Source organism: Streptomyces sp. ADI95-17 (assembly GCF_003846175.1).
GTDB classification, from domain to species: Bacteria; Actinomycetota; Actinomycetes; order Streptomycetales; family Streptomycetaceae; genus Streptomyces; species Streptomyces sanglieri.
On the sequence record NZ_ML123055.1, the window covers coordinates 64,391 to 89,807 of the forward strand.

At 66.3% G+C, this 25,417-nt stretch carries 26 protein-coding genes and 4 pseudogenes; 10 read left to right on the forward strand and 20 right to left on the reverse strand.

The features are described 5' to 3' along the window. Nucleotides 1–64: 64 nt before the first annotated feature. Entirely contained in the window at nucleotides 65–388 is a 324-nt protein-coding gene (locus tag EES42_RS41700; RefSeq protein WP_124723429.1) for a hypothetical protein, read from the reverse strand. A 142-nt stretch (nucleotides 389–530) separates the two neighbouring features. Here EES42_RS41700 and EES42_RS41705 point away from each other — a divergent pair, with 142 nt between their 5' ends. From EES42_RS41705 to EES42_RS47010, 5 genes and pseudogenes are all read left to right on the forward strand, one after another. Beyond that, nucleotides 531–803 carry a hypothetical protein gene (locus EES42_RS41705; RefSeq protein WP_124723430.1) on the forward strand — a complete coding sequence of 91 codons (273 nt, stop codon included), beginning with the start codon at nucleotides 531–533 and terminating at the stop codon, nucleotides 801–803. 24 nt (nucleotides 804–827) lie between these two features. Then, nucleotides 828–1,334 carry an RNA polymerase sigma factor gene (locus EES42_RS41710; protein ID WP_124723431.1) on the forward strand — a complete coding sequence of 169 codons (507 nt, stop codon included), beginning with the start codon at nucleotides 828–830 and terminating at the stop codon, nucleotides 1,332–1,334. A 179-nt stretch (nucleotides 1,335–1,513) separates the two neighbouring features. Then, nucleotides 1,514–1,678: pseudogene (locus tag EES42_RS47005) on the forward strand (helix-turn-helix domain-containing protein); the annotation flags it as partial. Then, nucleotides 1,667–1,918, forward strand: a complete 252-nt coding sequence (locus EES42_RS45855) for a helix-turn-helix domain-containing protein (protein WP_206433922.1) — start codon at nucleotides 1,667–1,669, stop codon at nucleotides 1,916–1,918. The pseudogene EES42_RS47005 and the gene EES42_RS45855, both read left to right, overlap by 12 nt. 217 nt (nucleotides 1,919–2,135) lie before the next feature. Further along, nucleotides 2,136–2,347, forward strand: a pseudogene (locus EES42_RS47010) (hypothetical protein); the annotation flags it as partial. A gap of 118 nt (nucleotides 2,348–2,465) precedes the next feature. Here the strand turns inward: EES42_RS47010 and EES42_RS41725 are convergent. From EES42_RS41725 to EES42_RS41745, 5 genes are all read right to left on the reverse strand, one after another. Then, the gene (locus EES42_RS41725; RefSeq protein WP_124723432.1) at nucleotides 2,466–2,858 is read right to left on the reverse strand and encodes a restriction endonuclease; all 393 of its coding nucleotides are present in this window, start codon (nucleotides 2,856–2,858) and stop codon (nucleotides 2,466–2,468) included. After that, nucleotides 2,855–3,034 (reverse strand): hypothetical protein, encoded by a 180-nt coding sequence (locus tag EES42_RS41730; protein ID WP_124723433.1) that lies wholly within the window; start codon nucleotides 3,032–3,034, stop codon nucleotides 2,855–2,857. Before EES42_RS41730 ends, EES42_RS41725 begins: the two co-directional genes overlap by 4 nt. Before the next feature lie 94 nt (nucleotides 3,035–3,128). After that, entirely contained in the window at nucleotides 3,129–3,980 is an 852-nt protein-coding gene (locus EES42_RS41735) for a helix-turn-helix domain-containing protein (RefSeq protein WP_124723434.1), read from the reverse strand. 28 nt (nucleotides 3,981–4,008) lie between these two features. After that, nucleotides 4,009–4,536, reverse strand: a complete 528-nt coding sequence (locus tag EES42_RS41740; protein WP_124723435.1) for a DUF6879 family protein — start codon at nucleotides 4,534–4,536, stop codon at nucleotides 4,009–4,011. Beyond that, a complete protein-coding gene (locus EES42_RS41745) occupies nucleotides 4,505–4,696 on the reverse strand; it encodes a hypothetical protein (RefSeq protein WP_241196931.1) in 192 nt (63 codons plus the stop codon). The genes EES42_RS41740 and EES42_RS41745 overlap by 32 nt, the downstream gene beginning before the upstream one ends. A gap of 256 nt (nucleotides 4,697–4,952) precedes the next feature. Here EES42_RS41745 and EES42_RS41750 point away from each other — a divergent pair, with 256 nt between their 5' ends. Next, nucleotides 4,953–5,516: a hypothetical protein gene (locus EES42_RS41750; protein WP_241196932.1), complete on the forward strand. Its 564-nt coding sequence runs from the start codon at nucleotides 4,953–4,955 to the stop codon at nucleotides 5,514–5,516. A 97-nt stretch (nucleotides 5,517–5,613) separates the two neighbouring features. Here EES42_RS41750 and EES42_RS41755 read toward each other — a convergent pair whose 3' ends face one another. Further along, nucleotides 5,614–6,171, reverse strand: coding sequence for a hypothetical protein (locus EES42_RS41755; RefSeq protein WP_124723437.1), 558 nt, complete (start codon nucleotides 6,169–6,171; stop codon nucleotides 5,614–5,616). A 138-nt stretch (nucleotides 6,172–6,309) separates the two neighbouring features. Here EES42_RS41755 and EES42_RS45860 point away from each other — a divergent pair, with 138 nt between their 5' ends. Further along, nucleotides 6,310–8,574: a hypothetical protein gene (locus tag EES42_RS45860; protein ID WP_124723438.1), complete on the forward strand. Its 2,265-nt coding sequence runs from the start codon at nucleotides 6,310–6,312 to the stop codon at nucleotides 8,572–8,574. Next, nucleotides 8,571–9,524 (forward strand): DUF4238 domain-containing protein, encoded by a 954-nt coding sequence (locus EES42_RS41765; protein WP_124723439.1) that lies wholly within the window; start codon nucleotides 8,571–8,573, stop codon nucleotides 9,522–9,524. The genes EES42_RS45860 and EES42_RS41765 overlap by 4 nt, the downstream gene beginning before the upstream one ends. A gap of 53 nt (nucleotides 9,525–9,577) precedes the next feature. Here the strand turns inward: EES42_RS41765 and EES42_RS41770 are convergent, their stop codons facing one another. From EES42_RS41770 to EES42_RS41780, 4 genes are all read right to left on the reverse strand, one after another. Further along, entirely contained in the window at nucleotides 9,578–12,373 is a 2,796-nt protein-coding gene (locus EES42_RS41770) for a tetratricopeptide repeat protein (RefSeq protein ID WP_206433877.1), read from the reverse strand. Continuing rightward, nucleotides 12,370–12,837 (reverse strand): hypothetical protein, encoded by a 468-nt coding sequence (locus tag EES42_RS45355; RefSeq protein WP_164495537.1) that lies wholly within the window; start codon nucleotides 12,835–12,837, stop codon nucleotides 12,370–12,372. The genes EES42_RS41770 and EES42_RS45355 overlap by 4 nt, the downstream gene beginning before the upstream one ends. Nucleotides 12,838–13,035: 198 nt before the next feature. Then, nucleotides 13,036–14,246, reverse strand: a protein-coding gene (locus tag EES42_RS41775) for an IS3 family transposase (RefSeq protein WP_124723541.1) whose coding sequence is annotated in 2 segments (ribosomal slippage) — nucleotides 13,036–13,955 and nucleotides 13,955–14,246 — 1,212 coding nt in all. Because the reading frame shifts where the segments join, the coding sequence is not laid out codon by codon here. 127 nt (nucleotides 14,247–14,373) lie between these two features. Continuing rightward, nucleotides 14,374–14,730, reverse strand: a complete 357-nt coding sequence (locus tag EES42_RS41780) for a hypothetical protein (protein WP_124723440.1) — start codon at nucleotides 14,728–14,730, stop codon at nucleotides 14,374–14,376. Nucleotides 14,731–15,060: 330 nt separating this feature from the next. Here EES42_RS41780 and EES42_RS41785 point away from each other — a divergent pair, with 330 nt between their 5' ends. Continuing rightward, nucleotides 15,061–15,849: a calcium-binding protein gene (locus EES42_RS41785; protein ID WP_124723441.1), complete on the forward strand. Its 789-nt coding sequence runs from the start codon at nucleotides 15,061–15,063 to the stop codon at nucleotides 15,847–15,849. A 383-nt stretch (nucleotides 15,850–16,232) separates the two neighbouring features. On the opposite strand, the gene EES42_RS47015 is transcribed toward EES42_RS41785, so the two are convergent. The 9 genes and pseudogenes from EES42_RS47015 to EES42_RS41830 all read right to left on the reverse strand — a co-directional run bounded on the left by EES42_RS47015 (nucleotide 16,233) and on the right by EES42_RS41830 (nucleotide 22,895). Then, a complete protein-coding gene (locus EES42_RS47015; protein WP_241196933.1) occupies nucleotides 16,233–16,451 on the reverse strand; it encodes a hypothetical protein in 219 nt (72 codons plus the stop codon). A gap of 42 nt (nucleotides 16,452–16,493) precedes the next feature. Beyond that, a pseudogene (locus EES42_RS47480) lies at nucleotides 16,494–16,904 on the reverse strand (transposase family protein); the annotation flags it as partial. Nucleotides 16,905–17,418: 514 nt separating this feature from the next. Continuing rightward, nucleotides 17,419–17,682, reverse strand: coding sequence for a hypothetical protein (locus EES42_RS41795; RefSeq protein ID WP_124723442.1), 264 nt, complete (start codon nucleotides 17,680–17,682; stop codon nucleotides 17,419–17,421). Between the two features lie 1,097 nt (nucleotides 17,683–18,779). Further along, a pseudogene (locus EES42_RS41805) lies at nucleotides 18,780–18,899 on the reverse strand (IS6 family transposase); the annotation flags it as partial. 99 nt (nucleotides 18,900–18,998) lie between these two features. Further along, the gene (locus tag EES42_RS45360) at nucleotides 18,999–19,553 is read right to left on the reverse strand and encodes a S26 family signal peptidase (protein WP_124723443.1); all 555 of its coding nucleotides are present in this window, start codon (nucleotides 19,551–19,553) and stop codon (nucleotides 18,999–19,001) included. Next, nucleotides 19,550–21,265, reverse strand: a complete 1,716-nt coding sequence (locus EES42_RS41815) for an ABC transporter ATP-binding protein (protein ID WP_241196956.1) — start codon at nucleotides 21,263–21,265, stop codon at nucleotides 19,550–19,552. The genes EES42_RS45360 and EES42_RS41815 overlap by 4 nt, the downstream gene beginning before the upstream one ends. Nucleotides 21,266–21,462: 197 nt before the next feature. Continuing rightward, on the reverse strand, nucleotides 21,463–21,996 hold the full coding sequence (locus EES42_RS41820) for a TlpA family protein disulfide reductase (protein WP_124723445.1): 534 nt from the start codon (nucleotides 21,994–21,996) through the stop codon (nucleotides 21,463–21,465). After that, nucleotides 21,996–22,574: a MauE/DoxX family redox-associated membrane protein gene (locus EES42_RS41825; RefSeq protein WP_164495540.1), complete on the reverse strand. Its 579-nt coding sequence runs from the start codon at nucleotides 22,572–22,574 to the stop codon at nucleotides 21,996–21,998. Before EES42_RS41825 ends, EES42_RS41820 begins: the two co-directional genes overlap by 1 nt. A gap of 114 nt (nucleotides 22,575–22,688) precedes the next feature. Beyond that, nucleotides 22,689–22,895 carry a hypothetical protein gene (locus EES42_RS41830; protein ID WP_124723447.1) on the reverse strand — a complete coding sequence of 69 codons (207 nt, stop codon included), beginning with the start codon at nucleotides 22,893–22,895 and terminating at the stop codon, nucleotides 22,689–22,691. 237 nt (nucleotides 22,896–23,132) lie between these two features. Here EES42_RS41830 and EES42_RS41835 point away from each other — a divergent pair. Next, nucleotides 23,133–25,417 (forward strand): nSTAND1 domain-containing NTPase (locus EES42_RS41835; RefSeq protein WP_164495561.1); only part of this gene is annotated, 2,285 nt, incomplete at its 3' end.

Sequence of the window (25,417 nt, forward strand, 5' to 3'; positions counted from 1 at the left end):
AGAAGAAGGTTCGCGATTTCCGAGGTTCTCTCGCTCTTCACTCTTGGGGGTGATGTGACCCTGGCTACGCACTCCAAGGTCCGCGAGGAGGGTGCCGCCGTGGGCCGGTTGGCGGGGAACCCAGGCGCAGATTCACATTGACGACCAGAACCCGGTCTGCCAGGTCGATCTTGCGCAGGTGGAGGGCGTCCAGCGCCGTCTTCTGCTTGTCGGTAATCATCTCGTCTGCTTCGCCTGGCGCGACAACAATGACCCCGGCGAAGGTCAGATCACGATTCACCGCACGCATCTCGTCCATGAACTGGGTAGAGCCGCAGATGCAGACGATTTCAGGTCGGTCGGGCGACGCTGCGCCGCCCGCGGTCGGCTCACGCGGCGCGGTAGCCATAGTGGTAGTGGGGCGCCCGTTCCCGGTCGCTGCCGTCGACTCGAAAACCTTCGGGCGCTGTTCAACCTCCGGGCTGGTTCGGAGCCTGTAGTGGGTACAGCTGTGGCAAAGGGTCATGGTGTGACACAGGCGGAGCCGACTGGTGAACCTTGAGATTCTGATCGCGTGTGGAGTTCCTGCGCTCGCCGCGCTGGCGGGCCTGGTCCTTCGGCCCCGGCACAAGGGCTCGAATCTCTGGGACGTCCTGCACGAACTCGCGCGCGGTCGGGTCGGAGCCGGGATGGAACGAGAGCGTCGCGCCACCCTTGTCGTCATGCTTGACCGCCTACCGCAGACCGGTGTTCGGGTGGAAGATACCGCGCAGGGCCGCCGCACCGTCATCAGCGGCCTCGTGGAGAGCCGGTCGGATAGCTGAGCGGCCGGCGGGGGAGGCGGGGACGTGGATCCTGGGCCCGAGGAGTTTGCTCGTTTCTTCACCCATTGGGAGCCACAGATACGGCGCTACCTGATCTGGTTAGAAGGTGATCTCGCCGTGATCGACGATGCAGCACAGGAAACGATGATCACTGCACATCGTTACTGGGACACAGTGCAGGCGTTGGAGAACGTCCGAGCGTGGCTGTTCATGGTCGCCCGGCAACGACTGTCTCGAGCCCGAGAATCCAGGATGCGGCAGGTGGTGATCACAGATCCGCACGAGCTGCCCGAACACACGGATGCGGGCTGCGCGTTGTCGCTTCGCGTGGACCAGCTCGCCATCCTGGACGCCGTGCGCAAGCTGCCACGTCAGCAGGGTGCGGCAATCGCGCTCCAGCTTCAGTACGACCCACCGCTTGCTGAGATCGCACAGATCATGGCGATCTCCGTGGGCTCGGTGAAGACACACCTGCACCATGCCCGTGCCACGCTGAAGACGCTGCTCGCTGATGTAGACGGGGGTGCATGATGAGCATCGAGAACCAGCTGCGAGACGCGGCAGATGCAGTGAATGGGCTGTGGGCCGACCTTGACGGAACGCAGGAACGCCTGGCCCAGCTGCAGCAGCGGATCGAGCGGGAACCCTCCCACGACGTCGATCCCGCTGCTACTGAGGACCGTCCGCCTCAACGTGCCTATCTACGGCCGCTGTCCGACGTCGTGTTCCTTACCGTCGCGGAGACCGCCGACGTGATGCATGTATCAGAGATGACCGTCTACCGGCTCGTGAGAAGCGGCCACCTACCCGCCATACGAGTCGGCAGGTCGTTCCGCGTTCCGAAGCAAGCGGTCCACGAGTTCATGGGCGAATCCGACGCTGATTCCGAGCCACTTGCAGTGCCCGCAGACCACGCACCGCAGCAGCCTCGCGACCCGGAGCTGCTCACCGTCGAAGAGACCGCCAGCACATTGGGACTCTCCAGGATGGCGGTTTACCGGCTCGTGCACAGCAAGGTTCTGCCGGCCATCCGTACGGGGCCGACTTTCAAGGTTCCAGAGCCTGCAGTCCAGGAGTACCTACGCCAAGCCGGAGCTCCAGCCAACAGAAGATGAATACCTCCTGAATCCACTCAGCCAACGGCGCGCCGAACCGCAGCCCGGTCGTGCCTACCGCGCGCTGACCGGTTGATCACTGGGTGGACAGGTCGGCTCACCGCTCTCGCCCGTCCACGCAACTCGCTCGAAGCCTGTGTAGCTGGCAGTGGCCCTTCGAGGTGACGTCGCGCAGCTTTCCGTGCTTGTGGCCCCCGCGTCGCTCCAGACTGCTCGCATGAGACAGGTACCAAGGGTGTACGGCACGGAGCATGATGACCCGGCGCCGGGCCGCAGCCCGGCCGCGACTACCGCGAGTTGACCGGTGGGCCGCTGGACGGGCAGCTGATCGAGGTGACCGGCTGGACGGATGAGGAGATCACCACCGGCACGTACCTGATCACCCCTCACTGTGCCTACGGGCCGGGCGGGCGGGCCTCTTACGCACCGACCTTCAGTCGTCCTGGCGGTCCGTGGGTGTGGGAGGGCGACGTGCCCCGGGGTGGTGCGGGGATGGTACTGGCGTCGCGTATCCGGGGACCGCGGTCATGCCCGGTTACGCGACGGCTCAGGGGACGGGGACCGGGAAGGTCTTCGTGAGGCGGTCGAGGCGTTCGTACAGGGTCCGTACGAGCCGGGCACGGTCCTGGGCGCAGCGTGCGGTGCCTTCCAGCGGGCTGGCCAGGCGGCGCTCTGCTTCCTCGAGGACGACATCGGCCGGTGCGAGGGCCTGGTGGTCCTTGGGCAGGCGGGCGGCGGAGCGTTGTAGGTCGCCGGCCACCGACCGTGCGGCGCCGGTCAGCAGCAGCGCGATCTGTTCGTAGTCCGCCGTGGCCAGGGCGGGGTCGCCCTTCCAGGCAAGGACGGCCTCCACCAGGCACTGATGGGTTGCGCGATCGAGGGGGAGCTCCTCTTCGAAGCGTCCCTCGGGGTCGTTCAGGACCGTGCGGGTGCCCTTCATTGGTTCCTCGCCGTGTCGTCAGGGCCGTCGGTGTCCGGGGCTTGGTTGGTGTGGGCGAGGAAGCGGGCATAGCCGCGGTCGGCGCGGGCCAGCAGTGCCGGGGAAGGCCGGCCGAAGTCGGGGGGCTGGAGGCCGGGTCCTTCCGGATCGGGGCCGGCGGGTGTGGGTGCGCTCATGGGCACCACCTCCGTTGCTGGGTGCGTCGGTGTCGTTCGACGCTACGGAGGCCGCGGCTCGTTTCTCAACAAAGTTGCGGGTAATTGCGGAGGTTCACTCCAGGACGTCGATCGCGGCCCGGATGAGTGCGCGGGCCGTATCCCCGTAGACGGCCATCTCCGCGAGGCCGGAGAACGCCTTGGTGTAGTCGGCGAGTTCGCGCGGCTGTGTCACCTTGATCTCCGCGGTCAGCGTCTCCACCACGGCCATGGTGTCGTCGTGGATGTAGAACGATTCGAGCGGCCAGACGGTGCGCTGCGCGGTGAACGGGATGATCCCCAGCGAGAGCGACGCGAGCGGCATCACGGCCAGGAGGTGGCGCAGTTGCCCGCGCATCGCCTCGGGGTCGGCAGTACGGAAACGCAGGACGGATTCCTCGAGGAGGACGACGTAGCGGTGGCCGCCTTCGTAGAGGAAGCGGGAGCGTGCGACGCGGGCGGCGACGGCTTCGGCGACGTCGTCGGGGGTGCCCTGGAAGGCGGTGATCTGGTTCATGAGGGCGGTCGCGAACGCCGGGGTCTGGAGGAAGCCGGGCGGCACGTTGGAGAGGTAGACGCGGCAGTGTCGGGTCTGCTCGTGGAGGGTGTACCAGTCCTGCTGGACCTGGCGCATGCCGTTGCGGTGCAGGCGGCGCCACTCCATGTACATGGAGTCGACGGCGCGGGCGGTGGCGATCAGGTCGTCGGCCTGGTCGTCCGCGTCGCACGACGTGCACCAGGTGCGGATGTCCGTGTCCGAGGGCAGTACTGCGCCCTTCTGGATACGGGTGGTCTTCGCGGGGTGCCAGCCGCACCGGGCGGAGAGCTCGCGCCCGGTGAGGCCGGCGTCCTTGCGCAGGTGCTGCAACCGCACAGCGAGCGCCTCGCGCGCCCCTTGGGCGCTGGACGATGGGGAAGCGGTCGTCATGAAGTGGCGGCCCTTGGTTGTACGTCGGTCAGATGCGGTAGTCGGCGTGGTCAGTGGCCAGGTCCCACACCTGGCGGAACGCCTCGGCACACAGCTTGACCGCCTGCGGGTCGTCGGTGTGGTCGGGCTCCAGGGCCTCGCCGTCACCGGAGAACAGGTTCCAGCGCACGACCTGGTCGTCGATGAGCCAGAAGTCGTTGCCGGGCAGCGCGAGCGTGGAGGCGCGGCGGCGGGGCAGCCAGCGGACCTGTTCGCCGGCGCGGAGGTTGGCGTCGGTGATGGCGTGCTCGAAGCGGATGTAGCCGGTGACGGGCTCGGACACGACCCGGGCCCGCAGGACCTTCACCCCGCGGGCGACGGTCCGCTCCACCAGCGGCAGCCAGCCGCCCCAGAACTCCGAGTCGTCCGCTGGCACGCTCCCGTCCCGCAGGAACGCCTCAAAGACCTCCCGCTCCTCCCCCACGGTGTAGACGTCCCGCAGCTCCAGGTGCAGGGCGTGCTGCCGGGCCGAGTCGAGCAGGTCCTCAAAGCTGAGGGCCAGCGGCTTCTGCGGCATCGCACGCCTTCCTGATCTGATCCACCATCCGGACCGGAATACGGATGACTCCCTCGTCATCCGCCGGCGGACTGTCCTGGCTGCAGGCGGCACGGGTCGCCGCGTCGGCGAACTTGCCCTGCAGAACCAGTTGCGGCCCCTCAGCGGTGTCGGTGTCCACCCACACCGCGGGACAGTTCCCTCCGCCCGAGTTCGGGTCCGTTCCGAAGAAAAGTAACGCCATGATCGCCTCCGGAGAAAGCCAGTTGCGGATAGTTGCGCACCGACCGTCCCGCAGGCCGGCGTCGGCGTCAAGGGCCTCTCGCCGGACCGGGAGCGGTGCCGGTCGGCGGTGACCGTGACGGCGTCTGGTCCGTCAGGGTGAGCGAGCGCCGTGACTGCGGTGCCCGAGGATGCAGCGCCTCTACCGTGCGTCCATGGAAGACACCCAGATGCCTGAGCCTTTGCGGCAGGCGGTTCATCAGCTCGTCTCCGAAGTGGTCATGAACTGCCAGGAGGTGCTGCGCTACACCGAGCCGGACATCGCACGCGACTGGAAGCGCATGACGCTAATCCGTGCCACGGACGCCTCCGACACGATGAACATGGCGTCCATGCTGATCGCCGCGTACTGCCAGCGCACCGGCATGGCCATGGACACCCTCGCGTCGTACCTCCAGACCCGCCAGCAACGCAGCAGGGCGGCCGGCCCGAGGGATGCGGACCGCCACGAAGTCGCCGGGATGCTCGGCACGCCGCTTCCTCCCGAGGGCGACCAGAACGCGCAGATGCGGTTCTCGATGGGCCAGGGATATGCGGAGGACGGGCTGATGGCCGAGCCCGATGAGCAGCGGCTGTTCACCGAGGCGTGTCTGCACGGGCTGCGGGCCCGGCTGTGCGACGACGTCGATGCGCTGGACGGCTACCTGCCGCCTCACGTCGCGGAGCTGGCCCGGAAGATCGCCGGGGTGCTGGAGGTGCCGCAGCCGGCCACCACGTGACGACGGGGCCGCAGTGTCCTTGGACGGTGCGGCCCCGAGCATGACCCCGGCGAGGTCATGGCTTATCCCCCGGGGCCCGTGTTGGTGCGGGAAGCGGCTACTGCATGAGCCCGGCGAGTGCCTGCTCAGCCATCTGGACGCCCTGCGTTGCCGCCATGGTGGTGGCGCCCTCCAGAAGCTTGTCCTTGAGCTGGGTGGCGAACTGGCGCAGGCGGCCCGGCTCAGGATTGCCGGAGGTCGCCTCGGCGTGAAGGTCCTGGGCGACGCGCTCCAGTTCCACGCGGTCCGTCTCCGACATTCCCAGGGTAGTGCTGACCTGACCGATGTACCCGGCGAGCTGGGCGAACAGCGTCGGGTCGACGCCGTCGGTGTTGTTCTGGGTGAAGTGCTGCTGCTCGCCGATGATGACGCCCTTGGCGTTCGGCAGGAAGGTGTTATACGTGGTGCCGGTGCGGGGCTGGTTGACGTGGTCCTGCACGCTTCCTCCTAACAGGGCGCAGCTGACACCCTGGGTTGTGATGGCGACGGTGGGGGGTTCGGTGTCGATGTGCTCGATCAGCTTGTGCTGGGACAGGTGGGCGAGCGCTTCGTGCAGCTCGGTCCCAGTGATCTCGGATCCGGCGAAGTAGACGGCGGGCGTGGCGAGAAACAGCACCGGGTTGATGGGCTTCTGGTCACCGGCGGTGTCTTCCCTGTTGGATCGACGTGTTGAAGCCGATCGAGCAGGGGTGGATAGGTGCCGGGCTGGCGTACGTACTGGGTGCCGCAGGGCCGTCGGGTGGAGGCGGATCGGGTGCCCGCTCTGGCCGGGTGGGAGGATCTGGCCGAGCGTGAGGAACGAGTAGGGATTCATCCTGGGGATCCGATCCTTCTTTCTCCGGACTGTCGTGTGGACGAGGTGTTGAGCCGGTATCTGTGCCGGTCGTCGTTCGCCCGTCTCGCACCGGAGACGAAGCGGAACTACACCGACGACTACTGCTTGTTCTTCGACTTCCTGTGGGGGCGCGGGAAGAACTGGTCGGGCGCGACGGCTGACGATCTGTGGGACTTCGAGGACTGGCGGACCCGTTCGCTGCGGAACCCGCGCCGGGTCGGCGGAGCTCGGTGGAACCGTGGGCTGACGGCGCTGGCCTGGCTGTACGAGTGGGCGGTCCGGCACGAGCACGTGCGGACCAGCCCGGTGGTCATGCGGTCGGTGCCCGGCCGGAACGGCGGGAGTATCCAGGTGCCGGCGGCGTCGTCGAAGAACGCGCGGGCCAGTGAAGTGCGCTGGCTGACGCCGCGGGCGTTCCGCCGCTGGGTAGAGGTGGGGTTGCGCGGGTTCGGCGACGACGGTGCTCCGTCGCCGAGGTGGGCGGGGCGGATGGCCGACCGTAACGGGGCCTTCGCTGATCTGCTGTTTCTCTTCTGGGGTGCGTCTGACGGAAGGGGCGTCGTTGCTGACGGTGGAGGTTCCGCGGCTTCGGCTGGAGGGCGGCCGGTACTACGTGGGGCGGCTGGCCCGAGTAGTGACGAAGTCGCGGCGGGCTCGGACGTTCTATGCCTCCTCGGTGGCCGTTGGAGAGATCGAGGGCTACATCGAGTCCTCGCGTGCCCGTGTGGTGCGGCGGGCGCAGGCGGCGGGCCGCTACGACGATCTGCCGGTACGGCTGGTGACGCACGAGAGCGGGCGGCACCGGCGGATGCTGCATTGGCGCGATCGCGACGGCGTGGTCGGGCAAACAGCGTTGTCGGAAGCGACGGGCGGGGTGACGATGGCGCCGGGGTCTGCGGTCCATGTGTCGGGTTCGCCGCCGACTACACCTGCAAGGAGTGCGGCCGGACGGGCAATCCCCACAGCCGCGGCCGATGCGCTCACTGTGTCCTCGCCGAGCGGGTCAACGCTCTGCTGGCCGGGCCCGACGGCACGATCACCTCCCAGCTGGAACCGCTCGCGGCCGCGCTGGCGAACGCTCCCTCACCGTTCCCCGCCATCCAGTGGATCAAGGAGAGCCCGAACACCAAGCTCCTCGCCCGACTGGCGTCCGAAGGGCACGAGCTCAGCCACGAGCTGCTGGACGAGCTCCCGCCCAGCCGGAACCAGCGCTACATTCGCCAACTGCTCGTGCATACAAGGGTGTTGGAGGAACGCAACGAGGACCTCGAACGCATCCCGGGCTGGCTGGAGCACGAGCTCGCGGACAAGCCGGCCGCACACGCCAGCCTCGCCCGTCCGTTCCTGCACTGGTTCCTGCTCCGACGCGCCCGCCAGCGGGCCGCCACCCGCCGCCATCCTGCCTCTGCCGACCGCGACCTGCGGCACCGCGTCAGCGTCGCCCTGGACTTCCTGGCCTGGATAGACCAACGCGGCCTGGCCCTCGCCGACCTCGCCCAGGAACACATCGACGACTGGATCGCCGGGGCTCCCAGCCAGCGCCGATACCTGATCCGCTACTTCCTTAAATGGACCACGAGCCGCCGGCTCACCCGCGAACTGACCGTGCCCTCCATCCCGAGCCAGGAGCCCCAGGACCTGCTCGTCGACGACGATCGCTGGCGGCTCCTCCAACGCTGCCTGACCGACGATGCCCTGCCGACGGACGTCCGGGCCGGCGGCGGGATCACCCTGCTGTTCGGCTTGTCCACCGAACGCCTTTGTCACCTGACGCCTGAACGCCTCAAGTTCGGCGACAAGCACACCCACCTGGTCCTGGGCCGCCACCCCGTCCTGCTGCCTCCACGGCTCGCCGAGCTCCTTCGGCATCTTGCCGAACAGCCTCGACTGCGGCCGCAGCTCTCGCGAGCCCACCCAGGTCCTCAGTGGCTCTTCCCGGGCATGGTCCCGGGCAAGCCGATCTCGACGCACGGCATGACCCAGAAACTCAACCGGCATGGCATCCCGGTTCGCACCGCGCGCAACGGTGCGCTGGCCGCCCTCGCCGCTGATCTCCCCAGCCCGATCCTCGCTGACGTGACCGGGATGCACTGCCACACCGCGCTCCGCTGGGTCGCCTACGCGCGACGCGACTGGGCTGAGTACCTCGCCGCACGAGCCGATGATTTGAAGGACGAGCAATGAATCAGCCCAGGAAAAGGCGCCATCACACCGTCCCACGGTTCTATCTCGCCCGCTTCGCGGACGCCAGGAAACAACTGATGCGGGTTGAACTCCCAGGCATCAAGGGGCACTTGATGTCAATCGGCAACGCCACGGTCGAGAACGACTTCTACCTGGTCGAGACCAACGACGGCTCCCCGTCCGACGCTGTCGAGGATTCCCTGTCTGAGCTGGAAGGACAGGCGGCAACAGCACTCCGGCAGCTCATCGACGAACGTGTCTGGCCCATTCCTGAGGCGGTACGCAGGCCGATCGCAGCCTGGGCCGCGATCCAGTACCTTCGCACGCCTGCGGCCCGGCAGGCGGGAAACGACATCGCCGACGCGGGGTTGAAGCTGTCCATCGCGCTTGGCGGGCGATCGCAGATGCGGGCAGCGCTCGAATCCGTCGAGGCCCGCCCCGTCACCGAGGCCGAGGTTGACGAGATGTGGGCGCTCATGAATGCCTTCGACGACTACAAGTATGAGGCTCACCAGAACCTCCACGTGCACACCATGAGCCAGAGCTTTCCCGGAACGGCTGCTGGCTTCTTCAGCCGAGGCTGGCATGTTGTCCGCTTCACCAGGAAGGCGCTCATCACAACCGACACCCCGGTCGTCCTCATGAAAGGCCCTGGGCAAGGCCTGGGTCTTCCGATCGGGACCGCGAGCGCTGGCGGCGTACTGGTTCCGCTTGATCGGCGCATGGCGCTGATCATGGGCGAGCCTCACACGGAGGATTTCCCCCTTTCCGGCTCGACCTCGATAGCGAAGGCCCTGAACCAACGGCTCGTCTGGAACGCCCGCCGAGCGGCCTTCCACCACCCCGAAGACGACCCGCTCTGCGGACTTGAGCTGCCTCAACCCAGGGACACTGAGGTCACTTTCACCGATCCTCAGAGCTTCCTCCCGGATGCCTCTGGAGAGGAATAGTGCACGGTCGGAATAACCCCCCTCCCGCCAGTAAAATGGTGCCGTTTAGGCGCTTATGGCGTTTGACCCAGTTCGCCACGCAGCTTTGATGCTTCCTTCGCAAATCCTAGCTCCTGCAGGATATCGACTATTGCAAGGTAGGCGACTGCCTGCTTCTGCGAATACGCCTCGGGTATTTCTTGCCCCAGCCTTCCGTAGATCCTCACAGCCTCCTTTGCGGCACTCAGTCCATTAATGAGATCCATACGCACATTCTTCCTGGTTACCGCAAACTGCACTAGGGAATCGGCCATATCACCCATGAAGGCGCTGGGGAATTCGGTCGAGAGTCTATGAAAGATACCGAGAGCTTCTTGAGTTATATTGAGTGCTTCCCGGAAGCGCTCAACATCTGGTTCGGAGAACAGAAGTCCAAGACTGCCCAGAGACCGGGCGAGTTCGGGTTCATTGGCAGCAGGGTTTGATGTGGCCAACTTGCGGTGCAGGTGGATGGCCTCCTCCAGGACTGTGACGGCATCCTGATGCAGCCCCACCACGTACAGGCAGCCGCTGAGTCCGCCCAGGGACACGGCGAGCTCAGGCACACGAGCCTCCGGATTCAGCACCGCCAGTCTGCGTCCCAAATGGATAGATTCTTCATACGCGGCAAGCGCCTCATCGTAGCGGCCCAGCTTCTTGAGGATGCTCCCCGAAGCGCTCAGAGAGTAAGCGAAATCGACTTCGTGAACAGCCGGATCGGTCGCGGCCAGTGTGCGTCGGATTTCCAACGCTTGCTGGACAATAGTTAGCGCCTGTTCCATGCGCCCCGCATTGCGGAGATGTGAAGAGTAGTTTTGCAGAACTCGCGCGAGGGTTGACCCATGAGTCAAAGGGTCGTTTGAGGACATGCCATAGAGGATCGTGAGGCTCTCGGCGGAAGCTGCCAGAGATTCCTCTATCCGCCCCACAGAGCCAAGGACTCCGCTCAGAGAATCTAGGGCGTGAGCAAACGCTTCGCTATGTCTGACGGGATCGTCATCAGCCAGTCGTCGGTACAGGCTGACCGACTCCATCACTGCAGCGAGTGCCTCTTCTCTGCGACCTGCCATGGAATAGTCGACACTGAGGTTCAGGAGGCTGCTGGCCGCAGCAGGAATCATTGATGGGTCGGTCTCGGCAAGCCCCCGCGACAGCCGAACGCCTTCCTCGGAAGCCTCGAGAGCCTGCTCATAGAGACCCGCACGCCACAGGCGGACGCCCAGATCGAAGAGTATCGACGCTCGGGTGAACACGCTGTCGGTCACAGGGAGCTTGTACTGGGCTCGACGTGCGGTGATGTGCGCGATGCCGGTATCCAGGTCGGACTTCCCCGCATCAGGAAAATGGGAGGCGATGGAGTCAAGAAGGTCTGGAGGGACGTCGCCGAGGTGGGCCAGAGCGATCATCACAGCGCTGCCGGCGTCGATGGCGAGGTGGGGATCCTCTCGGAGAAGCGGATACAGGTGCTCCGGGCCAAGGTGGGGCCACCGTTCTGCGGCGGAAGCAAGGAAGGTAATCGCGCGGGGCGCCCATCCAGGAGGGGCGCCGTCGCTTCCGCGACCGAGCAGTTTGCCGGCAACGCTGGCGGACCAGGGCTGTGAGGGGTAGTCGGCATGGTGTCCTGGCAGGGTCAGTGCAAGAAAGTCCTCGGCCAGACGGTCCGGGTAAAGGGGTTCCAGGACGGTGGCACGGCCGGGGAAAGCCGGGGGGTAGCAGCGGGTGTGGTCGGCGACGATCTGCTCAGCGGGTAGCTGCTGACGTGGGAGATGGCCCAGGACGAAGCGGCCTGCGTCAGGCGGCTGGGATCCGGTCAGAGCAGCGGCGAAGACTGCCTGATTCATGACAGAAGGCGGTGTGCGGAAGCTCCGTTCGCTCGCTGTGAGTTTGCGAAGTCCGTCGCCGTAGAGGTTTACCCAGTGGGTGTGTTCGCGATCCAGAAGGTAGAGGGTCAAGTCGGCCATGCTGGTGGGAGGGCGTTGCCCAGTAATGTAGGCGTCGACGGCAACGAGGGCGGCCAGGTGTACGGCCAGGGGCAGTCCGAAATCCGGATGGTCCAGGGGGCCCGGCATCATGATCTGCTCTGCGGCAGCGCCGAAGCGGATGGCGAAGCTGGCACGGGCCACCTTGAACATCTCGGTGCGCTGCCCCGGGCCTCCGTCCGACTCTGCGGGCAGGGGCTCCAGGAGCTGTGTGGATGTGCTGGCCTGCAGGTTGGCCACAGACCCGCGTACGGCGGGCCAGCCATCGGCGCTGCGGGCCAGCATCAGGACTCGTGTGGGCACCGTGGACTGGTGGAGCAGACTGTTGCTCAGCAACCAGGCCAGATGGGACAAGGGCCATCGATCGGCATAGTCGATGATCAACAACATTCCCACAGCGCCGTCCAGGCGCAGGTCCTGGCTACCTGGTGGTGGAAGGACGGTGCCAAGGCCATGCGTGGCGGTCACGACCTTCCACCCGTCCGCACATGCGGCTTGCGCAAACTGGTCTGCCAGACGAGTCTTGCCCTGGCCGCCGGGCCCGTACAGCCAGCGGACGGCCAGACGGGAGCCGGCCAAGCACCACCGGCGAAGGTCGGCAAGCTCCTGTTGCCGTCCAGTGAAGTCAACGACGGCGAAGCGGGCGTTAAGCATCCGGCTCGGCATTTCACGAAGCCACCGCTGGTCCGTAGGCGGTGGCGGACGCCAACTCTCGAGCACATACAGGGGGTTCCCGTCGGCGAACACATGGATGTCCGCGCCCATCACGCCATAGGCGAAGCCGCCCTCCGCATGTACGACCTGGCCGGGACTGACAGGTTCATCAGCTCCAGAACCTAACGGCGGGTTCACTGGGACTGCCCTGAGCCCGCGCTGCCCTCGCTCTCTGGCCCAGGAGCAGGTGTCCCGTGGTAGTGGACGTTAATGTTGCCGCCCTGCACACCGAATGCCGCTCCGTGATCGCGAGCGTTCACCGTCTGCACCCACTTCAGTTCGGGCTGAGGGAGGAGTGCACGCAGCTCATCGACCAGCCCTCGTAGGTCATCCTCAGCGTCGTGATGCTGACGCAGGAGCGTCACAAGATGCAGCTGCCAGCCCGAGACCAAGAGGTCACGCGCGCCTTCAGCGTCCTCAGCCTGGGTTACCAAGGCAGCCTGCCCATCCAGCTGCGTCTCGATGGAGTGATGGTCTTGACCATGCCGACGGAACAGCGCCACAGTCCGGGTGCGGGCACTCTCCCACGCAGTTGTGGCCATCGCTGCCACGATGCTTGTCGCACCGGCCATAGCTAGCATCGACAACTCTTGCTCCAACAAGTAAGCCTCCGATTTCGTCCTCGCTGAGGTGGTTCGGCGTCAAGGGCACCTCGGCTGCGTACAAGCGTCTGCGACTCCGTCTTGGCAGCAATTCCTGGGTGCCTGCGCCAGGCCGCCCGCCGCCTGCATTGACCACGCGGCTTGCTCAAGGGAAGGGTGAGCCGAGCAACGGGCCTTGACCCCAGATATTGAACACGTCTATGCGGCTTGGGCCAGGGTAGTTGGTGGTGGTTGGAGGGCGTTCTCGTAGGCGATCGGAGATCGCTGGCCGAGGCGGGAGTGGCGGCGTCGGGTGTTGTATCGGGTCAGCCAGCGGAAGGTGTCGAGTCGCGCTTCACGCTCGCTCGGCCAGCCTTTGCGGCTCTTGAGTGTCTCCCTTTTGAAGGCGGCGTTGAAGCTTTCCGCTGCGGCGTTGTCCGCGCTGGACCCGACCGCTCCCATGCTCTGCTGGACCCCTGCTGACCTGCAGATTTCAGCGAAGGCCCTACTCGTATATTGAGACCCGTGGTCCGTGTGCATGATCGCTCCATCGAGGCTGCCGCGGGTCCGCTCGGCGGCTGCGAGGGCGTCGATGACGAGCTCTGTTCGCATGTGATCGGCGATCGCCCACCCGGCCAGACGGCGTGAAGCCAGGTCGATGACGGTCGCGAGATAGAGCGGCTTCGAACCGCTGACCGGCAGGTATGTGATGTCGCCGACGTATTTCGTGTTCACCGCGGCCGCGGTGAAGTCACGTCCGATCAGATCCGGCGCCTTCGGCGCCGCCTGGTCCGCGAGCGTCGTGCGGTGCCGGCGGCGCAGACGCACTCCCTCGAGCCCGATGGTCCGCATGATCCTGGCGACGCGCTTGTGGTTGACCACCGGGCCGCCCTCGTCACGGAGTTCGGCGGTGATCCTTGGGGCTCCGTAAGTGCCGTCGGAGTCCTGGTGGACCCTGCGTATCCGGGCCGCGAGCCTGGCCTCGAGAGCCTGCCGGGCCGCCCTTGCGGCCGCGGAGCGGCGCCAGTAGTAGAAGCTGGACCGGGAGAGGCCGAGGATGTCGCAGAGCCGCTTCACGCCGTGACGGCGCTGGTGGTCGTCAACGAACTGGCAGCGGTTCACCAGCGCGTCTCCGTCGCGAAATACCGGGCCGCCTTGCGGAGGATGTCGCGTTCTTCCTCCAGCTCACGGATCCGCTTCCGGGCGGCGGCCAGCTCCGCCTGCACGTCGTCGACACCGGTTCGGGCAGCGGCAGGCGGCGCGGAGTGGGCACCAGGGCGACGCTCGTCGGCGGCCCGGATCCAGTTCCGCAGTGTCTCGGTGTTCACCCCGAGATCACCGGCGACGGACTTGATCGTCGCTCCCGGCCTCGACCGGTACAACGTGACCGCGTCCGCCTTGAACTCGGCGGGGTAGTGCTTCATCCCCACGGGGACTCCGTTCTCCTGGACCATCAAGATCCAAGTGTCTCCGGTGTCCAAAATCCGGGGTCAGGGCCCCCACCCGGCTGGACCCCACAGAGCAATGCCTGAATCTGCGGTCGGCCGAATGAACCTTCTACTCCGCAGGAAGAGGGCTCAATGGGATCTGGGACAACGCCCAGCGCGTGAACGTGAGCAGATCCTCGCCAGCGATGTCCTCAAGCCGGTCGAAATCCTCCGGCAGCACGTCGAGCAGGAAGTGCTCGACTTCCCGGTCGGCCCGCTTGATCAGGACGAGGCAGCGATAACAGGGCTTGGGAGGACGCTCAAGAAGGATCGCTCGCAGAGACCCCGTCGCATCGTCGGCCAGGTACTGATCCAGCCATCCAGGCTCGCGTCCCCTGCCGAGGTTGAGGCGCTCGCTCTTCGAACTCAGCTCTACGAGGACCTGCTTGTTCACACGCTTGATCTCTTTGGGGACGTTCAGCGGCATGAAGGCAGGTTATCCACCAACGGCCAGAACGCGAGGGGCTGCCAGCACAGACCATGACCTGCGGCACCCCAACACACAGTGACTGCACCGACGCTTCGGCAGCAATACTCGCGACAGTTGAATACGCGAGCCCACCAGTAAACCGAGGCCGGAACACTCCGGGGCCGGAAGATGGCGTGAGCCCCGCGCTCGTCCTGGCAGCCGTGTCATCGATGGGCAACCATTCCTGCGACCTGATGGTCATGTCCGTGCCACCCGCGTACCGGGTGGGCATTGTCAGCTCCGCCTCGGGACGTTCCTGAGGCGCTGGAACATGGGGGAAACGCCTTCATGCATCACCGCACCACCGTGGCAGGCTTCGCCGGGGCCCTTGCCCTGTCTGCGCTCACGATTCCGGGGGCCGCCCAGGCGGATGACTTCTCGGGCGACATCAGGATCACGAAGGTGGTCGTCAACGGAGGGAAGGACATCGTCCTGGGGACCACGGACGTGAAGACGTTCACCATCGCGGTGACCGCCACGGACGATTCGGGCATCGAGGTCGGAAGGACCTTCCCGGTCATGTGGCACACGCCCCTCCCGAACGGCGACTATTACGGTCTCGTGATCCCCGACAACATCGCGGGCAAGTGCGTGCGACAGAGCTTCACCACGACCACCTGCACCTACACCCTGAAAATGAACCCGCGCATCCACCCCCAGGACAACACCACGGCCGGGACCTGGACCGTGAGAGCCCACGCCCTGGCCAACGACGGTGACTACATCACCAAGGATTCCGTCGCCAAGGCGAAGGTCCTGCGCAACTCCAGGCTGACGGTCAACGCCTCGCCGGAACCGGTGAAGAAGAACAAGACGATCACCGTCACGGGTGCCCTGACCCGCGCCAACTGGGAGACCTACAAGTACGGGGGTTACACCAGGCAGCCGGTGAAGCTCCAGTTCAAGAAGAAGGGCACGAGCACCTACAAGACCCTCAAGACCGTCACGACGGACAGCAAGGGCAACCTGAGGACGACGACGAAGGCCACGGCGGACGGCTACTTCCGCTACTCCTTCGCAGGCACGTCCACGACCCCGGCGGTCGCCTCCGCGGCGGACTACGTCGACGTGAAGTAACCCTCGGGAGGGTCATTATCCTCCAGCAAGCGCAGAAGGCCCAGGCCAGAGACCCTTCGGTCTGGGCCTTCTTAAGCCCCGGCTGTTTCCCGGCCGACGGGCCGGTCAGCCGCTGCATCCCTTCGCGCTCTCCAAAATGATCGATGATCTCGGCGTCCCCCCAAGACTGCCAGCCGCACCGCAGCAATCCGAAAGCAGGCCCTGGGACGTCCGCCTCCGTCGCCACCCCTGTCTGCCACAGCGTCCTCACATCCCACTTCGCATGCGAGTTCGGTGGAACCCGGAACCAGCCTGCCTTCGGCGACCACACACGGTCATTAACAGGGTGGGTTCCATGGTGAATTGGCGACAGTTGAATAAGCGAGCCCACCAGTATCAACCCCCTATTCGTCGACGCCGACCACCCGCGGCGCGGGCACCTCCGGCTCAGGAAGAGCGTCGACCAGGCGCAGGACCGTGCTCCGGCTGACGGACATGCCGAGGACGGAAGCCAGCCGGGCGCCGGTCCGTCCGGCCAGGGCAAGACCGACTGCGGCCAGAGTGGAGCGCAGCCGCTCGGTGCGCTGGCCGTACCTGCGAGTGAGGCCAGGTATCTGTTCCACGAAGGTCCGCCGGGTGCACATGGTGTTGCAGCAGCGGAATCGCCGAACTCGTAACCGGAGCACAACTCTTCGTCCAGCGCTCGGCGCGTCAGCAGGAAACCGCAGGTAGGAGCTATGCACCCGGGTCGGCCAGGCCCCACACCCTGGGCAGGCAGCGCCGACCGCCGTGCACTGCGCGTCAATGCGCACTATCTCGATATTCACGTCTACCGACAGCACCGCGATGTCCGCGACTGCCGGGAACAACAGCTCCTTCAGCCGGAGCACGACCTCTTCCACAGCCCGGACTTTCAGCCCAACCACCCTGGCAACGGCTGATTTTCGGGCGAATTCCGAAGCTGCCCGAGACGCCCGGCCATCACTCAGAGTGGCAGCTGCACGGAAGCTGAGCCAGAACCGGCTGTCATGCGTAGTGCTACCGCTCTCCGCGGCGCGGACACACACGCGATGCATCGCTCCAGGTACGCACCGATACGGATCGCGTCACGTTCGGTAAAACCGGCGAGGCGCAGCTGGGCGAAGGCAGCGGCCGTGCGGCATCGAGCAGGGCGTAGGCGGGGAGCAGCCGGCGGGCGTGGGCGAGGGCGGTGGATTTTGAGCATGCCCGTGAGTCCGCTGCCCCGGCCCGGGGTCTCCGCAACGCTCGCACGCGGGGGAGATATGAAACAAGGGAGGCTGGTCCTCCCAGCCCTTCCACGAGACGGGCGCCGCCCGGTGCATGGTCGGCAGCCGCGAGGGCGCGGCCCTGGGGGGCCGATGGTGCGCTGGTCGGCAGGTAGGGGCCGTCAACGCCGTCTGCGGCGTCTCGCCGCGGGAGATGGCCAGGCAGGTTCGACACGCCCGCCGCTCGTCCCACGCTCCACGCTCCACGGTATGGGCGCACAGCCGACGCGGGCTTGCTAGCCGAGCACAGCGAAGCGCGCGGATTCGCGGATTCTGTAAGGCGGCGATCCCGCTCGTCCGTGCCTTACATGTCTGCATACTTCGAGTCTATGACCTGTGGTTGCGCTTGACAGGTGCAGATAACGGTCGTGGCCACCAGCGACTTCGACAGATCGAAGAAGAACGAGCACAGCGGCTCCACCGGCCGCATGTTCGGCCCGAGGAAGAACGGGGTGCCCTCGCGTACGGCCCCCGGACGCTCGATGTACGTACGGGCCTCCAGCTCGACACCTGCCGGGGCATCGTAGAAGCGCCGGACCTTGTCAACCGAGGCGAAAGAGTAGTCCATTCCAACCCACCTGTGAGACAACCAGGAGTGCTGGAACATAACAGCCCAAAGACCTCTGAACGAACCTCAGTTGAGACTACTGAGACACCTGTAAAACCTTGTCCCAAGGCGCTGAGTCTCGGGTGGTGACGGCCGTGACGAAAGACGCAACAGAGGGGGATCGGTGCTGTTGGTGGGAGGTTCCGCCGCCCGGCCCGAGGGCCGTTCGGCTCCGGTTCCTCCGTACGCCGTCTTGGAAAGCTCAGCATGTCTGAGCCCCCGTTCTGTGGCTGGTGTTGTTTTCTGGGGCGGTATGTGAACAAGCAGCTGCACGACGGGAGGCGTGTGGAACCGCTGATTCGGGAGGAGGTCGTTTCGAGGGTAGGCGGCCTGCCCGTATGAGGCGCTCCAGGGGTGTCGTCGGGGCCTGGTTGATGGGCATGGCCTGGTTCCTCCCAGACCTTGGTGCAGGGCTGTCACATGGGGAGACGACCGACCCGGCACAAGGTAAAGAGAAAGGAAAGTTCTGTTGAGGGTGTCTGGATCGGTCGACGGCGCTGGCTTGGTCGGGGTGAAGGGATTTCCCGCACCGATCAGGAGGCCGTCATGTCCCCAGCACTCTTGCCGAGACCCGAAGCAGTTTTTGAGGACATCTTCCGAATTCTCACCGTTGCTGTGCCGTTCCTGGCCGTGCTCTTCCCGGCGGCCCTGGCGGTCTGGGCCGGTGTAGCCCTGCGGCGGGTTCGTCTTGTGCGGGGTGCTCTCGCCGACCGGGCCACGGTCGAGGTGGTGCCGACTGCCACGTTCGATCCCAGTGAGAGCGAGGTTGGCCGGTGGGCGCGTCAGCTCGGCCGGGTGCACTATGCCGCCGACGGTGTTCCGGCCCGTGGCTCGGCCGCCCGGCTGCGGTACAGCGCGGTGGACGGCAAGATGCGCTGCTATCTCGAAGGCCCGGCCACCGCGGCCGCCGTGCTGACCATGCCGGGCTTCGCCGAGGTCGAGGTCCGGGCCCCCGGGCCCAGACGGGCCTGCGCCCGGTCCGCTTCGCACCGCGCGAGGCCGGACAGTGACCGCGGCCGTCGACTTCACCAAGCCGGCGCCCGCCGAGAGACCCAGTCGAGCATCAGCTCCTCGACCTCACGGAATGACAACGGGAAGCGGAAGTACAGCCGTACCGCGTGCGCGATCACCTCCACCGGGTACCGGTGCCCCTTGTGCGACGGCGACGCGGACGACACGAGCGAACCCCTCCCGGCACGATCAACTCCAAGATCATCCCAGGCCGGTCAGTTAACGTGACAATGCCCGAATCGGGCATCACGGCGCGAACCGCACTCTCACTCCGGGTCGACATCCAGCCGGGCGGGGTGTCGGAACACGCGCAGAACTACCCTGCCTAGCACGCCGGAGCCGGAGAAGTACCCGACCTGGCGGGAATCCAGGCTCTGCGTGAGGTTGTCGCCGACCAGCACCAGTTTTCCGGAGGGCACCTGCCGCTCGGGGACATGGGCCAAGGCCGGGACGCGGTCTCTCGGCACGGGCTCACCAGGCGTGGCGAGCACCCGCTTGATGAAGAATCCGCCTTCCTCACGCGGGGCGGCGATTACGATCACCCGGTTCCGCAGCGCCGTGGTTCCACGCACCACCAGGACTCGGTCCCGCTCGTAGTAGGTGGGCTCCATGCTCCGTCCCCGCACGGTAACCAGGAGCAGATGGCGCCCTAGCAGCGCGGTGAGGCGAACGGTGAGGCGCCCGAGTTGGGATCCAGGCGATGGCGGCTTGCCGGAAGGCCACGATGTGGCGAGTTCGTCGAGCTCTTTCCGGCTGGGCATCACCCCGGCTGCCGGTTCGAAGGAAGAGCGGGGGTGAGCGCGGAACGGACGAGGCGTCATCGGGGTCCCGCCGCGTCGGAGGTGGCCAGGTCGGTAGCCACAGGCCGGTCCTGGTAGTCCTTGGCCTGCAAGGTGAACAGCCCGGCGTACGTCCTGCCTGCGGCCAACAGCTCGTCGTGGCTGCCCTGCTCCACGATCCGGCCGTCCCGCAGGACCACGATGATGTCCGCCTCCCGCACAGCACCGAGCCGGTGGGAGATCAGAACGCTGGTGCGCCCGGCACGGAAGCGTCGCAGTGACGCGTGGATCTCGTGTTCGGCCTCCGCGTCGAGGCCGGAGGACGGCTCGTCCAGAATCATCAGTTCCCGGTCCTGGCGCATCAGCGCGCGGGCCAGGGCGACCCGCTGGTGCTGACCCCCGGACAGGAGAACACCGACGGCAGGATCGGATTCGTCTGGTGCCATCACGAACTTCCGGGAGAGTAGTGTGTTGTAACCCTGCGGCAGTGCGGCCAGACAGCTGTGGACCCCCGCGCGGCGGGCTGCTTCCTGGATACGTGACTGGTCCGTCAGCGCCCCCAGGTCACCCAGTCCGATATTTTCGGCAGCGGTGAGGTCATAGTGCATGGAGTCCTGGAAGACCACGCCCATCCGAGACCGCAGCTCGGCCGGGTCGATCTCCCGGATGTCGACCCCGTCCCACAGGACCGCGCCCCGAGTGGGGTCGTAGAGCCGGCACAGCAGATTCACCAAGGTTGACTTGCCCGCGCCGTTGAGTCCGATCAGAGCCAGGGCCTGCCCATGCGGGAGGAAGAGGTCCACCCCGCGTAGCACCCACGGCAACTGGTCCGAATACCGGAACCACACGTCTCGCAACTCGATCCCGCGCCGCAAGGAAGGCAGCGGCCTGAGCCGGTCGGACACGGGCAGGTCAGATTCGAGGACAGTGACTGCCCGGTAGCGGTCGAAGTGGAGTAGCGCTTCAGCCGTCGCCGCGATCTGCGTGGCCAGCGAGGCGAGCGCGCCCTGAACGGCTGTGACTGCGGCGCCGAACAACGCGATCCCGCCGACCGACAAGCTGCCGTTACGCGCGGCGTCTACAGCCCACAGCAGGCCGCCGCCCGAGACAGCTGCAGCCAGGCCCTCCAGACAGAACTGCACGGAGAACTCTCGGCGGTCCATACGCTTGCGGGCTGCGTTGTTGGCCAAGCGTTCTCGCCGCATCGACGTCCTGAAAAAGTTCCCCAGGCCGAAGATCCGCACCTCCTTCGCTCCTTCAACCGTGCTCAGCAACTGGTTGTAGAAGAACTCCTTGCGTTCGATCGGGCTGACATCCATGACGAGTTGCGCGCGCCGACGCGAGAGGAGCCCTTCCGCGATCACTGTCGGAACAGCGGCTACCAGGACCATCAGAGCCATGACCGGGCTGAGCACGAAGAGCGAACCCGCGAATCCGAGGACTGGAAGCACTTGGCCGGCCATGTCCAGTCCCCCGCTGACGATCTGGAGCGGGGCACTTCGGCTCGCCGCCTGAGCGAGCCTGAGCTCATCGAGAAAGCGTGGGTCCTCAAAACGAGTGATACCGACGAACCGGTCCACGGCGCCGAACAACTGATCCATGGCCGCGACCCCCGTCCGGCGGTCCAGTTCAGCATGCAGGTACTGCGATACCAGTGGGATGACAGCCATTGCGATGCCGACGGCAGCCAAGGCGGCTGCCAGACCCACCAGGACGGATAACTCAGCGCCCTGGACGAGATCGTCCAAGAGCACCTTCATCAGCCACGCGGTGGCCAGGGGGAGTGCCCCACGGCCGAGAGTCAGCACGGCGAATACGGATATATGCCACGGTCCCGACCTCCACACCAGCAGCCATGCGGCTCCCGCCGACCGAACCGTCCGGGTGAGCCCGGCGCGGACCGCCGGGCACTTCCTTCTCCACGACCGTGCGTGCATGCGATCGCCCCCGGTCATACCGCTGCTGCGGTGGGCATGGCCAGCACCCGGTCGGACGTCACCACGGTCCTGCCGCGGGAGATGCCGACCCGCAACACCGTTGGTGTGCCGGAGGTACGGAACGCCGTGCTGACTGTGCCCAAGGGCTCCTCGACGACGACTTGCGCAACGGGACGCAGCATCTCCACCAGTTCCCTGGAGGCCGACGTGTCGCCGATCACGACCGCAATCCTGTGATCCCTGCAATTTCCGTCAGTTTCCGCCAAGCGGATGAAATCCGGGAGCACCGCCTTGCACGGCTGGCAGTCGGGTGCGAAGAACGCGACGACGCTGTCGTCGGCCAGGAAGTCGCGGCCCAGCGGTTCACCGTCCACGCTGACCACGCTAAATTCGCCGACCTCGTCCCCTGTTCTGATGCCGGACTGCTGCCGGATGGGGGCGATGATCTCGGTGTGCTCGCGCAAGCGCTTGATCACGCCGACGGTCAGCAACAGATCCAGCAGGCAGAGCACTGCGACCAGCACGACAGCGGCTGTCAGAACGTACATCAGAACTCCTGGGGTTCGATCGGGAAGCGAGCGGACGGTTCACGCGTGTCAATTTCCGTGATGGGCTGGAAGAGCGCGAAGATCTCATCGAGGACTGTCGTCAGCAGGCCCATGACCAGGCCCACGAGTGCCGCCACCATGGCCTTGCCAAGGCTCACCGAGCTCGAGGCCGGCACCAGCAGGCAACTGAGCGCCACCGATGCGAGCAAGGCGTTCCGCACGATGTGCCAACCGCCAACAGGCGTGCTGGAAACTCCGAAACAGCGGCATGTAACGGGAGAGCGCTGGCCCATGGTCTGTGAGATTCCGACCGCGAATGCGGCGAGCAGCCCCACCGCTAGGAACTGTCCCATCCACGCGGTCTGCGCTGTCGGCACCGCCAAGAGCACCCAGACCGCGAACTCCGCAATCACGACCACCCGTGCGGCGAGCCCTTCCAACGCCAAGGGAACCAAGCGCATCTGCGCCAAGGAGTTCGCGAAGTCCCGGTACGCGCCGCGGCTGCGCGCTTTACTCAGAGACGAAATTAGGAAGACCGTACCGATGAGGCTCCGTGCCGCGATCTCGAACGAGGACAATTCAGTTCCCTTCGCAGGGGATTCCGACCGGGTCGCAAGGTCCTGGTGGCGGTGGCCCCCGCTACCGGAGGGTCCCGGTAGCGGGGGCAGCGTTTCCGTTGGGCAGGCGCGGGCTCAGCCGCAGACGCCGCGCGTGAAGCGGGCCCCGTTCCAGTACGCCTCGCAGGGCGCGTTGTAGCCGAAGTGACCCCACGGGCCGTTGTTGCACTGCCAGCACTGGGCGTAGGAGTACCAGCCAGGGGCCGCCGCGGCATCTGCGGTAACGCTCGGCACGACGCGCTCCAGCAGGGCGGTGCCCATCGCTTCGATCTTGGCAAGCATGATTTTTCTCCCTCTTCTCAGGACCACGCACCGCGAGGGGCGGGTCGTTGTGTGTCCGCCGTGCCGGGGAGCTGGTGGGCTCCCCGGTGTTTGCATGACCGAGTTCAGCGGGTGTCGCAATGTTTGGCAGGGGTGTTGTGGCGGCCAAACAATGGCCGGGCGCGATCTTTCGTGGGGTGGTGGGGGTGCGTAGGTTGGCCGTTTAGTCTGCTGCTGATGCGGCCGGAGGGTGGGGTCATGGCGGGTCGTCGTGAGGTGCCGGTGGATCCGAGGGCGGGCCCGGTGCAGCGGTTTGCGTTCGAGTTGCGCAAGCTGCGCACGGAGGCAGGTGGGATTACCTACCGGGTGCTGGCGGACCGGGCGGGTTATTCGATTACGACGTTGTCGCAGGCGGCTGGGGGTGAGCAGTTGCCGACGTTGCCGGTGGTTTTGGCATATGCGGCGGCGTGCGGTGGTGATGGTGCGGTGTGGGAGGAGCGGTGGAGGCAGGCGGTGCAGGAGGCTGCCGCTGTCCCGGAGCCGGGGGATGACGGCGAGGAGGTGGATCCGCCGTACCGGGGTCTGGTGCGGTTCGAGGCCGGTGACAGTGACCGGTTCTTCGGCCGGGACAAGCTCACCGATGATCTGCTGCAGCTTCTGCGCCGTCGGCGGTTCGCGGCGGTGTTCGGGCCGTCCGGCAGCGGCAAGTCCTCTCTGCTGCGCGCCGGCCTTGTCCCCGCCCTTCAGCACGCCCGGGAGGCGGGGCTGCGGCCGGCGGCGATCCGGATCCTTACTCCGGGCCCGCATCCCGCACGTACCCTCGCCTCTCTCCTCACCCCCAGCAGCACCGGGGCTGGGAGCGGCGGCCAAGACACGTTCGTGATCGTCGACCAGTTCGAAGAGGTCTTCACGCTCTGCCAGGATCCGGCCGAGCGCGCCCGGTTCATCGAGTTGCTCCTGAGCGTCCGCGAGCCTGAGAGCCGATTACGGGTGCTCATCGCGGTGCGCGCCGATTTCTACGGTCATTGTGCCGGGCACCGGGACCTGGCTGAGGCGTTGCGTGACGCCAACCTGCTGGCCGGCCCGATGAGCGCGGCGGAACTGCGCGACGTGATCGTCAAGCCGGCCTCGGCCAGCGGCTTGACCGTGGAGCGCGCTCTGACCTCCCGGCTCGTTCAGGAGGTCTCCGACGCCCCGGGCGGGCTGCCGCTGCTGTCGCATGTGCTGCTGGAGACCTGGCGCAGACGCCGGGGCAAAGCGTTGACCATGGCGGGCTATGAGGCAGCCGGCTGCCTGGAGGGCGCGATCGCCAAGACCGCCGAGGACATCTACAGCCACTTCACCGAACCCCAGGCAGCTGCAGCCCGCCGCATGCTGCTGCGCCTCGTCGCCCCCGGCGACGGAACGCCCGACACCCGTCGGCCTGCCGAGCGCGAAGAGCTGCAGAACTCCAGCGGGCAGGAAGACACCCCGGTCCTGGAAGCTCTAACCCGCGCACGCCTGCTCACCCTCGATAACACCACCGTCGAACTCGCCCACGAAGCGCTACTGACCGCCTGGCCACGGCTGCGCGGGTGGATCGAAACGGACCGCGAACACCTGCGCGTACACCGCCGCCTCACCGAAGCAGCACGAACCTGGGAAGACCTGGGCCGCGACCCAGGCGCCCTCTACCGAGGAAGCCGACTCGCCACCGCTCAGGAACACTTCAGCGGATCCCGCCCCGCAAACCTGACCGACCTGGAACAGACCTTCCTCACTACTGGTCTTTCTGCGCGCGAACAGGAAAAGCGTGCCGCAGCGCGTACCACCCGGCGCTTGCGCACGCTCAGTGCCACCCTGTCCGTCTTCCTGGTCCTTGCCGTCACCGCGGGCCTGATCGCGTGGAATCAGAGCCGGGTAAGTGACCGGCAGCGGCAGGCTGCCAATACCGCGCAACAGGTGGCCCTGTCCCGGCAGCTTGCCGCTCAATCCGCCTCGCTCATAGGGACAAACTCCGATCTCGCCTCGCTGCTGGCCATCCACGCCTATCGCACCAGCCCGACGTCCCAGGCCTTGGAGAGCCTTCACAGTGCTGTCGGCGTGCCTCTGCGTCACAGGCTCACCGGACACCCCGAGGCTCTGGTGTCGGTGGCGTTCAGTCCCGACGGGCGCATTCTGGCCACCGCCGGCGACGGTGGCACGGTGCGGTTATGGGACGCTGCCACGAGCCGTCTCCGTAAAAGCCTTCCCGGATTGACTGGGCGTGTGTTCTCCGTGGTTTTCAGCCCCGATGGACGGACCCTGGCCACCGCCAGCAGCGACGATTCTTCAGTGCAGCTATGGGACACAGACACCGGCCAGCTCCGGAGCAACCTGGGCGAACAAACCAACGGAACGATGTCGGTAGCGTTCAGTCCCGACGGGCACACCCTGGCCACCGCCCACTCCGGGCGCGGGGTAGAGCTGTGGGACGCAAACACCATGCGTCTCCGCAGGAGCCTTGGGGAACGAACCAACGGGACAGAGTTGGTGACGTTCAGTCCCGACGGGCGCACCCTGGC